Origin of the sequence: Sphingobium quisquiliarum P25 (assembly GCF_000445065.1) — a bacterium.
GTDB classification, from domain to species: domain Bacteria; phylum Pseudomonadota; class Alphaproteobacteria; order Sphingomonadales; family Sphingomonadaceae; genus Sphingobium; species Sphingobium quisquiliarum.
Genome location: NZ_ATHO01000167.1, coordinates 1 through 13,278, shown reverse-complemented (window position 1 = coordinate 13,278; position 13,278 = coordinate 1). Strand labels below are relative to the sequence as shown.

The 13,278-nt window shown below is 62.3% G+C and carries 11 protein-coding genes and 1 pseudogene; all 12 read right to left on the bottom strand.

Going from position 1 to position 13,278, the window contains the following annotated elements:
* Positions 1 to 4: 4 nt before the first annotated feature.
* Complete coding sequence (gene nuoN / locus L288_RS40730; RefSeq protein ID WP_021239953.1) at positions 5 to 1,441, bottom strand: NADH-quinone oxidoreductase subunit NuoN; 1,437 nt, start codon at positions 1,439 to 1,441, stop codon at positions 5 to 7.
* The gene (locus tag L288_RS40725) at positions 1,441 to 2,994 is read right to left on the bottom strand and encodes an NADH-quinone oxidoreductase subunit M (protein ID WP_021239952.1); all 1,554 of its coding nucleotides are present in this window, start codon (positions 2,992 to 2,994) and stop codon (positions 1,441 to 1,443) included. Before L288_RS40725 ends, nuoN begins: the two co-directional genes overlap by 1 nt.
* The gene (gene nuoL / locus L288_RS40720; protein ID WP_021239951.1) at positions 2,994 to 5,093 is read right to left on the bottom strand and encodes an NADH-quinone oxidoreductase subunit L; all 2,100 of its coding nucleotides are present in this window, start codon (positions 5,091 to 5,093) and stop codon (positions 2,994 to 2,996) included. The genes L288_RS40725 and nuoL overlap by 1 nt, the downstream gene beginning before the upstream one ends.
* A gap of 6 nt (positions 5,094 to 5,099) precedes the next feature.
* The gene (gene nuoK, locus L288_RS40715; RefSeq protein WP_021239950.1) at positions 5,100 to 5,405 is read right to left on the bottom strand and encodes an NADH-quinone oxidoreductase subunit NuoK; all 306 of its coding nucleotides are present in this window, start codon (positions 5,403 to 5,405) and stop codon (positions 5,100 to 5,102) included.
* The gene (locus L288_RS40710; protein WP_021239949.1) at positions 5,402 to 6,013 is read right to left on the bottom strand and encodes an NADH-quinone oxidoreductase subunit J; all 612 of its coding nucleotides are present in this window, start codon (positions 6,011 to 6,013) and stop codon (positions 5,402 to 5,404) included. Before L288_RS40710 ends, nuoK begins: the two co-directional genes overlap by 4 nt.
* 141 nt (positions 6,014 to 6,154) lie before the next feature.
* Positions 6,155 to 6,640: an NADH-quinone oxidoreductase subunit NuoI gene (nuoI, locus tag L288_RS40705; RefSeq protein ID WP_021239948.1), complete on the bottom strand. Its 486-nt coding sequence runs from the start codon at positions 6,638 to 6,640 to the stop codon at positions 6,155 to 6,157.
* Positions 6,637 to 7,686, bottom strand: a complete 1,050-nt coding sequence (gene nuoH, locus L288_RS40700) for an NADH-quinone oxidoreductase subunit NuoH (protein ID WP_021239947.1) — start codon at positions 7,684 to 7,686, stop codon at positions 6,637 to 6,639. The genes nuoI and nuoH overlap by 4 nt, the downstream gene beginning before the upstream one ends.
* Positions 7,687 to 7,801: 115 nt before the next feature.
* Positions 7,802 to 9,808, bottom strand: a complete 2,007-nt coding sequence (gene nuoG / locus L288_RS40695; RefSeq protein ID WP_021239946.1) for an NADH-quinone oxidoreductase subunit NuoG — start codon at positions 9,806 to 9,808, stop codon at positions 7,802 to 7,804.
* A 2-nt stretch (positions 9,809 to 9,810) separates the two neighbouring features.
* Complete coding sequence (gene nuoF / locus L288_RS40690) at positions 9,811 to 11,127, bottom strand: NADH-quinone oxidoreductase subunit NuoF (protein WP_021239945.1); 1,317 nt, start codon at positions 11,125 to 11,127, stop codon at positions 9,811 to 9,813.
* Between the two features lie 51 nt (positions 11,128 to 11,178).
* Positions 11,179 to 11,844 carry an NADH-quinone oxidoreductase subunit NuoE gene (gene nuoE, locus L288_RS40685; RefSeq protein WP_021239944.1) on the bottom strand — a complete coding sequence of 222 codons (666 nt, stop codon included), beginning with the start codon at positions 11,842 to 11,844 and terminating at the stop codon, positions 11,179 to 11,181.
* Complete coding sequence (locus L288_RS40680; RefSeq protein ID WP_021239943.1) at positions 11,844 to 13,079, bottom strand: NADH-quinone oxidoreductase subunit D; 1,236 nt, start codon at positions 13,077 to 13,079, stop codon at positions 11,844 to 11,846. The genes nuoE and L288_RS40680 overlap by 1 nt, the downstream gene beginning before the upstream one ends.
* Positions 13,079 to 13,278, bottom strand: a pseudogene (locus L288_RS0122395) (NADH-quinone oxidoreductase subunit C); the annotation flags it as partial. The pseudogene L288_RS0122395 and the gene L288_RS40680, both read right to left, overlap by 1 nt.

Genomic DNA, 13,278 nt, shown 5'->3' with positions numbered 1-13,278 from the left:
CCGGTCAGAACAACGACGCCGCAGCCACCGCGCTGGCATGATCAAGCGCCGGATTGAGAAGGTAGCCGACCACGATCACCACGGCGCAGGCCGTCAGGATGACATTCTCGACTGGACCGCCCCGTGACTCATAGGCGTCGGCAGGCTCATCGAAATACATCGTCTTGATGATCTTGAGATAATAGAAGGCGCCGATCACCGAAGCGGCAATGCCGAACACCGCCAGCGCCGTCAGGCCCGCCGCGACGGCGGCATCGAACACCAGGAACTTCGCCCAGAAGCCGAAGAGGGGCGGAATGCCCGCCATGGAGAACATGAAGATGGCGAGCGCCGCCGCCAGCCCCTTGCGTGACTGCGACAGTCCGGCCAGGCTGGCAATGCTCTCGACCGGACGGCCTTGTGCATCGCGCATTTGCAGGATGCAGGCAAAGCCGCCAATGGTCATCACGACATAGATCGCCATATAGCTCATCGTCGCCGCCACGCCCGCGGGCGTCGCTGCGGCCAGACCGATCAGCGCGAAGCCCACATTGTTGATCGACGAATAGGCCATCAGGCGCTTGATGTTGGTCTGCCCGATGGCCGCGACCGCGCCGAAGATGATGGAGGCGAGCGCCACGAAGATCACGATCTGCTGCCAGTCCAGCCCGGCCGGACCCAGCGCCTCGATCGCGACGCGCACGGTCAGCGCCATGGCGGCGACCTTGGGCGCGCTGCCGAAGAAAGTCGTTACCGGCGTCGGCGCGCCCTCATAGACGTCCGGCGTCCACATATGGAACGGCACAGCGCTCATCTTGAAGGCCAGGCCCGCCAGCAGGAACACCATGCCGAACAGCTCGCCCCTGCCCACGCCATCGCCCATTGCCACGGCGATGCCCTCAAAGCTCGTACTGCCGGTAAAGCCGTACAGCAGCGCGATGCCGTAAAGCAGGATGCCGCTCGCCAGCGAACCCAGCACGAAATATTTCAGGCCCGCTTCGGACGAACGTTCATCCTGCCGCATGAAGCTCGCCAGCACATAGGCGGCAAGGCTCTGCATCTCCAGGCCGACATAGAGCGTCAGCATGTCGCCCGCCGACACCATCATGCCCATGCCTACGCTGCTGAACAGGATGAGGACCGGATATTCAGGCCGCAGCGCGCTTCCAGCAAGGAAATAGCGCGGCGCGAGCAGGATCGCCGCGCCAGCAGCGGCATAAATCAGCGCCTTGGCAAAGACCGAGAAAGCATCGGCGCGGACCAGCCCGTTAAAAGCAACGGGCCCATTGGCCACGGAGGTCGACAGGGCGAGGCCCGCAACCAGCAGGGTCAGGACCGACAGCCAGTTTACGACGCGCGCGGCCGCGTCACCGCTAAAGGCGGCGATCATCAGCAGCACGAGACCGCCAGCAGTCAGGATCAGTTCCGGCAGGACCGCCAGAAGGGAAGCGGATTCAATCATCAGTGCGCCTCCCCATGCGCTGCTTCTTCTTCATGATGAGCCTGCGCCGTGGGAATAGCAGGCCCCATCTTGATCTTGGAATCCCCCGCCGGAGCGGCAGAGGCAATACGAGCTTCCAGCGCGCGAATGTCTGACCGCATCGGCGCTAGGAAGCTTTCGGGATAGATACCCATCCACAACACGGCGGCGGCGATCGGCGCCAGCAGCCAGATTTCGCGCGCCGACAGGTCGGGCATGGCCGCGGCGTCGGCATTCTTCTGCTCGCCATAGGCGATGCGGCGGTAGAGGTAGAGCATATAGGCCGCGCCCAAGATGATGCCCGTGGTGCAGACCAGCGCCACCCAGGTCGACACCTGGTAAATGCCCATCAGCGCCAGAAATTCGCCGACGAAGTTGCTCGTGCCCGGCAGACCGATCGAAGCCATGGTGAACAGCAGGAACAGCACCGCATATTTGGGCATGTTGATGCTGAGGCCGCCATAGCGCGAAATCTCACGCGTATGCAGGCGGTCATAGATGACGCCGACGCACAGGAACAGCGCGCCCGACACAAGGCCGTGGCCCAGCATCACCATCATCGCGCCCTCGATGCCCGCCTGGTTGAAGGCGAACAGGCCGACCGTCACGATCGCCATATGCGCGACCGAGGAATAAGCGATCAGCTTCTTCATGTCCGTCTGCACCAGCGCGACGAGGCTGGTATAGACGACCGCGACCATCGACAGTCCCCAGATCAGCCAGGCAAGCTGCGCCGAAGCTTCCGGGAACATAGGCAGCGAGAAACGGATGAAGCCGTAACCGCCCATCTTCAACAGCACGCCCGCCAGGATGACCGAACCGGCGGTGGGCGCCTGAACGTGCGCGTCGGGCAGCCAGGTGTGGACCGGCCACATCGGCATCTTCACCGCAAAGCTCGCGAAGAAGGCCAGGAACAGCCAGACCTGGACCTGCGGATCGAAATTATAGGTCATCAGCGTCGGGATGTCGGTGGTGCCAGCTTCATGCACCATCCACATCATCGCGATCAGCATCAGCACCGATCCGAGGAGCGTGTAGAGGAAGAATTTGTAGGAAGCGTAGATGCGATCCGCCCCGCCCCAGATGCCGATGATGAGGTACATCGGGATCAGGCCAGCCTCGAACATCACATAGAAGAGGTAGAGATCCTGCGCCGTGAAGACGCCGATCATCAGCACCTCCATGAACAGGAATGCGGCCATATATTCGCCAACGCGCTTTTGGATCGCTTCCCAGCTCGCCCCGATGCAGATCGGCATCAGGAACACGGTCAGCATGATCAGCACCAGCGCAATACCGTCGATGCCCAGCGCCCACGCAAACCGGCCGAAGATCGGCGCATATTCCTGGAACTGCCACTGCGCCCCGCTGCCCGACTGGTCGAAATTCGCCCAGAGCAGGATACCGAGCGCCAGATCGACCAGCGTCGCCAGCAACGCGATCCAGCGCGCCTGGTTGGCGCCCGCATAAAGACAGGCGATGGCCCCCGCCATCGGCACTGCCATCATCAGGGAAAGGATGGGGAAGCCGTCCATTATCGTGTCATCGCCCAGGTTGCGGCCGCGGCGAGGCCGATCAGCATCACCAGCGCGTATGTGTAGAGGTAGCCGGATTGCAGCCGGCGGGTGACTTTATTGCCCTGCACGACCAGAGCAGCGAGGCCATTAGGCCCGAAGCGGTCGATGAAGCCCACGTCACCGAACTTCCAGAAGAAGCGGCCGATGGCGAAGGCAGGCTTGACGAACAGGAAGTTGTACAGCTCGTCGAAATACCATTTGTTGAGCAGGAACTGATAAAGGATGCCGAAGTGGGCGACGAAACGCCGCGGCCAGTCGGTGTTCTTGATGTAGCTTAGCCACGCGATGACGAAACCCGTCAGCATCACCGCGAAGGGCGAGAACTTCACCCATACCGGCACTTCATGCGCTGCATGCATCAAATGGCTGTCGAACGCGAGAGCTCCCTTCCAGAACTCGACGCCGCCTTCGGCCCCGATGAACTGGTCATGGAAGATGAAGCCCGCGAACACCGCGCCCAGGCTCAGCACCACCAGCGGCAACAGCATGACCCAGGGGCTTTCGTACGGATGGTAGCCGCCCGTTCCGGCGGGCAGAGCATGCGCGTCCCTCTCAGCACCGTGCGGATCATGACCCGCATTCTCCTGCGCGGGCGCATTGTCATCCTCCGCGCCATGGCCATGGGTGGCATGATCGTCATGCCCATGGCCATGCGCGTCGTGGATCGCATGCTGAATATGCTCCGACGCGGCCCAGCGCGGTTTGCCGAAGAAGGTCAGGAACACCAGCCGCCAGCTGTAGAAGCTGGTGAGCAGCGCCGCGAACACGCCGACCAGGAATGCGCCGGTGCCATATCCGCCAGCCGCAAAGGCCGACTCCAGAATGGCGTCCTTCGAATAGAAGCCCGCGAAACCATAGCCCAGCAGCGGAATGCCGACGCCGGTGATCGCCAGCGTGCCCAGCGTCATCGTCCAGAAGGTGACCGGAATCTCCTTCCTCAAACCGCCATAGTAACGCATGTCCTGCTCATGGTGCATCGCATGGATGACCGAACCCGCGCCCAGGAACAGCAGCGCCTTGAAGAAGGCGTGGGTGAAGAGGTGGAACATCGCCGCGCCATAAGCGCCGACGCCCGCCGCGAAGAACATATAGCCCAGCTGTGAACAGGTCGAATAGGCGATGACCCGCTTGATGTCGTTCTGCACCGTGCCCACCGTCGCCGCGAACAGGCAGGTGGCCGCGCCGATGAAGGTCACGAAGCCCAGCGCCGTCGGCGAGGTTTCGAACATCGGGGACAGGCGGCACACCATGAACACGCCCGCCGTCACCATGGTGGCGGCATGGATCAGCGCCGACACGGGCGTCGGGCCCTCCATCGCGTCCGGCAACCATGTGTGCAGACCAAGCTGTGCCGACTTGCCCATCGCGCCGATGAACAGCAGCAGGCAGAGCACGGTCATCGTGTCGAAACGATGGCCAAGGAATCCGATGGTCGAACCGGCCATCGACGGCGCGGCGGCCAGGATTTCCGGGATCGAGATGGTGTCGAACACCAGATAGGTGCCGAAAATGCCCAGCATGAATCCAAGGTCGCCGACGCGGTTGACAACGAACGCCTTGATCGCGGCCGCGTTGGCGGAAGGCTTGCGGAACCAGAAGCCGATCAGCAGGTAGGAGGCAAGGCCCACGCCTTCCCAGCCGAAGAACATCTGCAACAGATTGTTCGCCGTCACCAGCATCAGCATCGCGAATGTGAAAAGCGACAGATAGGCGAAGAAGCGCGGCTGGTCCGGCTCCTCCTCCATATAGCCCCAGCTATAGAGATGGACGAGGCTCGATACGCTGGTGATGACCACCAGCATGACCGCCGTCATCGCATCGACACGAAGCGCCCACTGCGCATCGAAGCTGCCCGACTGAATCCAGGTGAAGGCGGGCGCGACATAGGGTTCCGCATGTCCGGTCAGGAAGCTGATGAAGATCGGCCAGCTCAGCGCGCAGCTGACGAACAGCGCGCCGGTGGTGATGATCTTCGCGGGCAGCTTGCCCAGCGCCTTGTTGCCGAGACCGGCGATGACAGCCGCGATGAGCGGGAGAAGGACGATAAGCTGGATCATCGAGCTTTAGCCCTTCATCCGGTTGACATCGTCAACGGCGATGGTGCCGCGACCACGGAAATAGATGACGAGGATTGCAAGGCCGATGGCCGCCTCACCCGCCGCAACGGTCAGCACGAACATGCTGAACACCTGCCCCACCAGATCGCCCAGGAAGGCGCTGAAGGCGACGAAGTTGATGTTCACGCTCAGCAGGATCAGTTCGATGGCCATCAGGATGATGATGACATTCTTGCGATTGATGAAGATGCCCAGCACCCCCATCACGAACAGGATCGCACTGACCACCAAATAGTGCTGAAGGCCGATCACAGCTCCACCCCCTGCCCCACGGGCTGATTGACGTTACGCACGGCATCCTGCGGACGGCGGCGGTTCTGCTTCGCAATGACCTGTCCGCGCACGCCGCCGCGTGCACGATGGGTCAGCACGATGGCGCCGATCATCGCGACCAGCAGCACGATGCCGGCCGCTTCGAACAGGAAGATATAGCGCGTGTAAAGAAGTGTCCCGATCGCCTGGATGTTCGACATTTCCGGGTTCACCGGAGCCGCGCGCTGCGCCAGTTCGATAGGGCCTGCGCTCCAGATGCCGATGCCCAGCACGATCTCGGCCAGCAGCACCAGCGCGATCAACATGCCGAAGGGCAGATAATCGACGAATCCGGCGCGCAGCTCGGCAAAATCGATGTCCAGCATCATGACGACGAACAGGAACAGCACGGCGACCGCGCCCACATAGACGATGACGAGCAGCATGGCGATGAATTCGGCGCCCAGCAGCACCATCAGGCCAGCCGCATTGAAGAAGGCCAGGATCAGCCACAGCACCGAATGAACGGGGTTGCGCGACAGGATCGTCAGCGCGCCGCTGCACACCACCAATGTGGCGAACAGGTAAAAGGCGAAGACGTGAATCATGTCAGAGTACCAGCCCCTTCATGCGGCCTTGGATTAACCGCCGTTCGTTTCGAGCGCGGCCAAGAAACGCCGCGCCAGGTTCCAGTTTCTCGACGGCGCTCGAAACGAACGGAGCCGAGTGCAATGGCAAGTGCGCGCCCATTAGCGGTAGGGCGCATCGGCGGCAAGGTTCGCGGCCAGGGCGCGTTCCCATTTGTCGCCATTTTCAAGAAGCTTGGCCTTGTCGTAGATAAGCTCCTCGCGGGTTTCGGTCGAAAATTCGAAGTTCGGCCCTTCGACGATGGCATCGACCGGGCAGGCTTCCTGGCAGAAGCCGCAATAGATGCACTTGGTCATGTCGATGTCGTAGCGCGTCGTGCGGCGGCTGCCATCCTCGCGCGGCTGCGCCTCGATGGTGATCGCCTGCGCCGGGCAGATCGCCTCGCACAGCTTGCACGCGATGCAGCGCTCTTCCCCATTGGGATAGCGGCGCAGCGCATGCTCCCCCCGGAACCGCGGCGAAATCGGGTTCTTCTCATAGGGATAGTTGATCGTCGCCTTGGGCTTGAAGAAATATTTCAAGGTCAGGGCATGCGCCTTCACGAACTCCCAGAGGGTGAAGGATTTGACATAATAGCCGAGGCTCATTGAACGCCTCCGTATCGCGTAAACATCAGGAAGCCCGAAACCAGGAAGACGAAGAAGAGGGAGACCGGCAGGAACACCTTCCAGCCCAGCCGCATCAACTGGTCATAGCGGTAGCGGGGCACCGTCGCCTTCACCCATGAGAAGACGAAGAAGAAGAACAGGATCTTCGCAAACAGCCAGATGATGCCCGGCACATAATAAAGCGGCGCCCAGTCGATCGGGGGCAGATAACCGCCCCAGAACAGCACCGCATTAAGCGCGCACATCAGCAGCACGTTCGCATATTCGCCGAGCCAGTAGAGCGCAAAGGCCATGGACGAATATTCGGTCTGATAGCCCGCGACCAGTTCCGATTCCGCTTCGGTCAGGTCGAACGGGGCGCGCGCCGTTTCCGCCATGGCAGAGATTAGGAACATGATCGCCATAGGAAAGAGCAGCGGGTTAAACGCGTGACCGTTGATGAAGCCATAATAACCCCTCTGGCTTTCCACGATCGCCGTCAGGTTAAAGCTTCCGGCCCACAGCACCACGCAAACCAGGATGAAGCCGATCGAAACTTCATAGCTGATCATCTGCGCGCTGGCGCGGATCGCCGAATAGAAGGGATATTTGGAGTTGGACGCCCAGCCCGCCAGCACGATGCCGTACACACCCAGCGAACTGATCGCGAGGATGTAGAGCAGGCCGACATTGATGTTGGCCAGCACCACGCCCGCCTGGAACGGGATCACCGCCCAGGCGATCAACGCGACCGTGAAGGTGATGATCGGAGCCGCGAGGAACAGCACCCGGTTGGCGGCCGAAGGAATGATGGTTTCCTGCAAGAACGCCTTGGCCCCGTCCGCGAAAGACTGGAGCAGACCGAAGGGGCCGACGACGTTAGGGCCGCGGCGCAGCGCCATCGCCGCCCAGATCTTGCGGTCGGCATAGATGATCATCGCCACGGCCAGCATCAGCGGCAAGGCGATCAGCAGGATGCCTATGACGGTGGAAAGCAGCCACGCACCATTAAAGGGCATGCCGAGATTTTGGAAGAAAGCGGTCATCGGGCCTTATGTCCTTCCCCCGTTCGCTTCGAGCGAGGTCGAGAAGCTTGTTTCGCAAGGTCAGCGCAGCGGTTCTCGACGCGCTCGAACCGAACGGATGCATGTGCCTGTCGCATCACTCCGCAGCCTCCGCGAAGCTCTCGCCGTGGATCAGCTCGGCCGAACATTGCTGCATCGTCGGGCTAGCGCGGCAGATGGCGTTAGTCAGATAGAAATCCTTGATCGGCGAACTGAACTCGCCGCTCGCGCCGGTAGGCAGTTTGGGCATGGACCAGCCATAATCGGCCAGCCCCTCGATGCCCAGCGCCGGAACGGCCTTCGCCATTTCGGCGCGAAGCTGCTCGAAGCTGTCGAACGGCAGGGTCGCGCCCAGCACTTCGGACAGCGCGCGCAGGATCGACCAGTCCTCGCGCGCATCGCCCGGCGCGAACACGGCCTTTTCGCCGCGCTGCACCCGGCCTTCCAGATTGACGTAAGTGCCCGCCTTTTCGGCATAGCTCGCACCCGGCAGGATCACGTCCGCGGCATGCGCGCCCTTGTCGCCATGGTGGCCGATATAGACCTTGAAGCTGCTTTCGAATGCCGAATAATCGACCTCGTCGGCTCCCAGCGAAAAGAGCAGCTTCGGCTTGGCCGCCGCGACCGCCTTGATCCCGCCGTCCGCCGCATAGCCCAGCATCAGCCCGCCCATGCGCGCCGCCGCGAAATGCAGGACATTGTAACCGTTCCAGCCCTCTCTGATGAGGCCCAGCGTCTCGACCAGCGCCAGCGTATCGCCATGCGCGCCGTCCTTGGCCAGAACGCCGCCGCCAACGATCACCGCGGGACGCGCCGCCTTGCCAAAGGCCTCGACCACCGCCTCGGGCAGCTTGCCAAGGAGCGACGCATCATTGCCCAGCCACTCGACCTTGTAGGTCAGATCGACCTGCGGGCCGATCGCGAAAATCGTCGCGCCCTTCTTGATCGCCTTGCGGATGCGCGTGTTCACCAGCGGCGCTTCCCAGCGCAGGTTGGTGCCGACCAGCAGGATCGCGTCCGCCGTTTCAATGCCGTTCAGCGTCGTGTTGAAGTTCACCGCCGACAGGCTCGAAACATCATAGGCAAGGCCGGTCTGACGCCCTTCCAGCATCGTGCCGCCCAGCTTCTGGACCAGCAGCTTGGCCGCGAACATCGTCTCGCAATCGAGCAGATCGCCAGCCAGCGCCGCGACCGAGCCGCCATGCTTCACAGCGGCGATCGCGGCGAAAGCCTCATTCCATGTCGCCGCGACCAGCTTGCCGTCCTTGCGCACATAGGGCTTGTCGAGCCGCTTGCGCACCAGGCCATCGACATTGTGCCGGGTCTTGTCGCTCGCCCACTCCTCGTTCACGTCATCGTTGATGCGCGGCACGGCGCGCAGCACCTGACGGCCACGGCTGTCGAGACGGATGTTGGTGCCGACCGCGTCCATCACGTCGATCGCCGGGGTCTTGCGCAGCTCCCATGGACGCGCCTCGAACGCATAGGGCTTGGACGTCAGCGCGCCCACCGGGCACAAATCGACCACATTGCCCGACAGCTCGCTCTTGGCGGCATGTTCGAGATAGGTGGTGATCTGCATATTCTCGCCGCGATAGATGGCGCCGATTTCCGGCACGCCCGCGACTTCCTCGGCAAAGCGCACGCAGCGGGTGCACTGGATGCAGCGGGTCATGATCGTCTTGACGATCGGCCCCATATATTTCTCGGTAACGGCGCGCTTATTCTCCTCGAAGCGGCTGCCGCCACGGCCATAGGCGACCGACTGGTCCTGCAAGTCGCATTCGCCGCCCTGGTCGCAGATCGGGCAGTCGAGCGGATGGTTGATGAGGAGGAACTCCATCACCCCTTCCCGCGCCTTCTTGACCATTTCGCTGTCGGTGCGGATCTCCTGACCATCCGAAGCGGGCAGCGCGCACGACGCCTGCGGCTTGGGCGGCCCAGGCTTCACCTCGACCAGGCACATGCGGCAATTGCCCGCGATGCTCAGCCGCTCATGATAGCAGAAGCGCGGAATTTCCTTCCCCGCCAGCTCGCAAGCCTGGAGGACCGTCGCGCCCGCCGGGACTTCGAGTTCTACGCCGTCTACTTTGACCTTGGGCATGGTTACTCCGCTGCCTCCATGACGGGGGCGCTACCCTTATTCTCGTTGATCCGCCGCTCGATCTCCGGGCGGAAGTGGCGGATCAGGCCCTGGATCGGCCAGGCCGCCGCGTCGCCGAGCGCGCAGATGGTGTGGCCTTCGACCTGCTTGGTGACCTCATGCAGCATGTCGATTTCGCCGATGTCGGCCTCGCCGGTGCGCAGACGCTCCATCACCCGCCACATCCAGCCGGTGCCTTCGCGGCAGGGCGTGCACTGGCCGCAGCTCTCATGCTTGTAGAAGTAGGACAGCCGCGAAATCGCCCGGACGATGTCGGTCGACTTGTCCATGACGATGACCGCCGCCGTGCCGAGGCCGGAGCCAAGCGCTTTCAGGCCATCAAAGTCCATCGGCGCGTCCATGATCTGCGCCGCCGGAACCAGAGGAACCGAGGAACCGCCGGGGATCACCGCCAGCAAATTGTCCCAGCCGCCGCGAATGCCGCCGCAATGCCGGTCGATCAGTTCCTTGAAGCTGATGCCCATGGATTCTTCGACGACGCAGGGCTTGTTCACATGGCCGCTGATCTGGAACAGCTTCGTGCCCTTGTTATTCTCCCGCCCGAAGCTGGAGAACCATTCGGGCCCGCGCCGCAGGATGGTCGGCGAAACCGCGATCGATTCCACATTGTTGACCGTCGTCGGGCAGCCATAGAGGCCCGCGCCCGCCGGGAAGGGCGGTTTAAGGCGCGGCTGGCCCTTCTTGCCCTCCAGGCTTTCGATCTGCGCGGTTTCCTCGCCGCAGATATAGGCGCCCGCGCCGCGATGGACGAAGACGTCGAAATCATAACCGGAGCCGCATGCGTTCTTGCCCAGGAAACCCTTTTCATAGGCCTGCTCGACAGCGGCGAAGAGGACTTTCGCCTCATAGATGAATTCGCCGCGAATATAGATATAGGCGGCCCGCGCCCGCATCGCGAAACCGGCGACCAGCGCGCCCTCGATCAGCTTGTGCGGATCATGACGGATGATCTCGCGGTCCTTGCACGAACCGGGTTCGGATTCGTCCGCATTGATGACGAGGAAGCTCGGACGGCCATCCTTGCTTTCCTTGGGCATGAAGCTCCACTTCATGCCGGTCGGGAAGCCTGCGCCGCCACGGCCGCGCAGACCGCTGGCCTTCATGCGCTCGATGATCTCGTCCTGGCCGATGTCCAGCAGCGCCTTGGTATTATCCCAATCGCCGCGCTTCATCGCCGCGTCGATGCCCCAGTCCTGGAAGCCATAGACGTTTGTGAAGATGCGGTCCTTGTCGGCAAGGGGTGCGATGACGTCAGACATCAAAAGTCACTCCACATCCGAACGGAGTTTGTTTGGAAGGCATGCGGTTCATTACCACTCCCCCCGGTAATCGTGATTTTCGCTGACCATCTCCCTGAGCGTGGTCGGGCCGCCTTCAGGGCAGCTGGTCTGGCGATCGATCTGCGGCCCGATCCTGGGCTGCTTGCCAGCGGCGAGATCGTCGAGGATCGCGCTCATGCTGTCATAGGTCAGGTCTTCATAATTGTCGTCGTTGATCTGGACCATGGGCGCGTTGGCGCAGGCGCCCAGGCATTCGACCTCGGTCAGCGTGAACAGGCCGTCGGGTGTCGTCCCGCCCTTCACCAGCCCCTTGTTCTTGCAGGCCGAAAACACATCATCCGATCCACGCAGCATGCAGGGCGTCGTGCCGCAGACCTGCACATGATAGCGGCCGACCGGCGCGAGATTATACATGGTGTAGAAGGTCGCGACCTCGTAGACGCGCATGTACGGCATCTCTAGCTGGTCGGCGATATATTCCATCACCGGCACCGGCAGCCAGCCCTGGGTCTGCGTCTCTTCCCCCACCTGACGCTGGGCAAGGTCGAGCAGCGGCATGACCGCCGATTGCTGGCGGCCTGCGGGATAGCGGGCAATCACCTTCCTGGCCTGCTCGGCATTGTCCGCCGTCCAGGCGAAATTGCCCCAGCGGGCGCGCGTTTCCGCTTCGTCAGGGATATGAACTGCGTCAGCCATTAGCGGTCACATTCTCCGAACACGATGTCCATGGCGCCCAGGACAGCGGTGGTGTCGGCCAGCATGTGGCCCTTCATCATGAAATCCATTGCCTGCAAGTGCGAGAAGGCCGTCGGGCGGATCTTGCAGCGATAGGGCTTGTTGCTGCCGTCCGCGACCAGATAGACGCCGAATTCGCCCTTGGGGCTTTCCGTCGCCACATAGACCTCGCCCGCCGGAACGTGGAAACCTTCGGTATAAAGCTTGAAATGATGGATCAGCGCTTCCATCGACCGCTTCATTTCGCCGCGCTTGGGCGGCACCACCTTGCGGTCGAAGCTGGCGATGGGTCCTTCCGGCATCTGTTGCAGGCACTGCTTCATGATGCGGGCCGACTGGCGCACTTCCTCGACGCGGACCATGAAACGGTCATAGCAGTCGAAATTGGTGCCCACCGGAACGTCGAATTCCATGCGGTCATAAACGTCATAGGGCTGCGACTTGCGGATGTCCCACGGAATGCCGGACCCGCGGATCATCGGGCCGGAAAAGCCCCATTTGAGCGCGTCTTCCTTCGACACAACGCCGATATCGACGTTGCGCTGCTTGAAGATGCGGTTGTCGGCCACCAGGCTGATCGCATCCTCGAACAGGCGGGGCAGGCGCGTGTCCAGCCAGTCGGCAATGTCGGTCAACAGCTTGAGCGGCACGTCCTGATGCACGCCGCCGGGGCGGAACCAGGCCGCATGCATGCGCGCGCCCGATGCGCGCTCATAGAAGTTCATGCAGTCTTCACGGATTTCGAACAGCCACAGGTTGGGCGTCATCGCGCCCACGTCCATCACATGCGAGCCGAGGTTCAGCATGTGATTGCTGATGCGGGTCAGTTCCGCGAAGAACACGCGCAGATACTGCGCGCGCAGCGGCACTTCCAGGTTCAGCAGCTTTTCGATCGCCAGCACATAGCTATGCTCCATGCTGAGCGGCGAGCAATAATCCAGCCGGTCGAAATAGGGCAGCGCCTGAAGGTAGGTCTTGTATTCGATCAGCTTTTCGGTGCCGCGATGCAGCAGGCCGACATGGGGATCGCACCGTTCCACGATCTCGCCGTCCAGCTCCATGACCAGGCGCAGCACGCCGTGCGCCGCTGGATGCTGCGGGCCGAAGTTGATCGTGTAATTCTGGATCTCGGTATCGCCCAGCGTCGGATCTTCCGGGCTGGTCTTGCGCTCCAGTTCGTCGAGATAAGTGGACATCAGGACTTGTCCTCGGGCTTGGCGGCGCCTTTGCCTTCGTCAGTATGTTCTTCGGGCTTCACCGGAGCGGCAGGCGACTTTTCCGCGCCCTTGCTGTTGGCGGGTTCGCCCGCGCCGGTATCCCCGGACTTTTCCGTCACCTTGGGCGTCGCGCCAGCGGGCTGGCCCTGCGGCGAAGCGGGCAGCGGCGGGGGAGCGG

Coding starts and splice junctions, on each gene's coding strand:
- L288_RS40725 (WP_021239952.1), bottom strand. CDS start 2,994: ATGGACGGCTTCCCCATCCTTTCCCTGATGATGGCAGTGCCGATGGCG.
- nuoH (WP_021239947.1), bottom strand. CDS start 7,686: ATGACCGCTTTCTTCCAAAATCTCGGCATGCCCTTTAATGGTGCGTGG.
- nuoE (WP_021239944.1), bottom strand. CDS start 11,844: ATGGCTGACGCAGTTCATATCCCTGACGAAGCGGAAACGCGCGCCCGC.
- L288_RS40680 (WP_021239943.1), bottom strand. CDS start 13,079: ATGTCCACTTATCTCGACGAACTGGAGCGCAAGACCAGCCCGGAAGAT.
- nuoL (WP_021239951.1), bottom strand. CDS start 5,093: ATGATCCAGCTTATCGTCCTTCTCCCGCTCATCGCGGCTGTCATCGCC.
- L288_RS40710 (WP_021239949.1), bottom strand. CDS start 6,013: ATGATTCACGTCTTCGCCTTTTACCTGTTCGCCACATTGGTGGTGTGC.
- nuoF (WP_021239945.1), bottom strand. CDS start 11,127: ATGTCTGACGTCATCGCACCCCTTGCCGACAAGGACCGCATCTTCACA.
- nuoI (WP_021239948.1), bottom strand. CDS start 6,640: ATGAGCCTCGGCTATTATGTCAAATCCTTCACCCTCTGGGAGTTCGTG.
- nuoG (WP_021239946.1), bottom strand. CDS start 9,808: ATGCCCAAGGTCAAAGTAGACGGCGTAGAACTCGAAGTCCCGGCGGGC.
- nuoN (WP_021239953.1), bottom strand. CDS start 1,441: ATGATTGAATCCGCTTCCCTTCTGGCGGTCCTGCCGGAACTGATCCTG.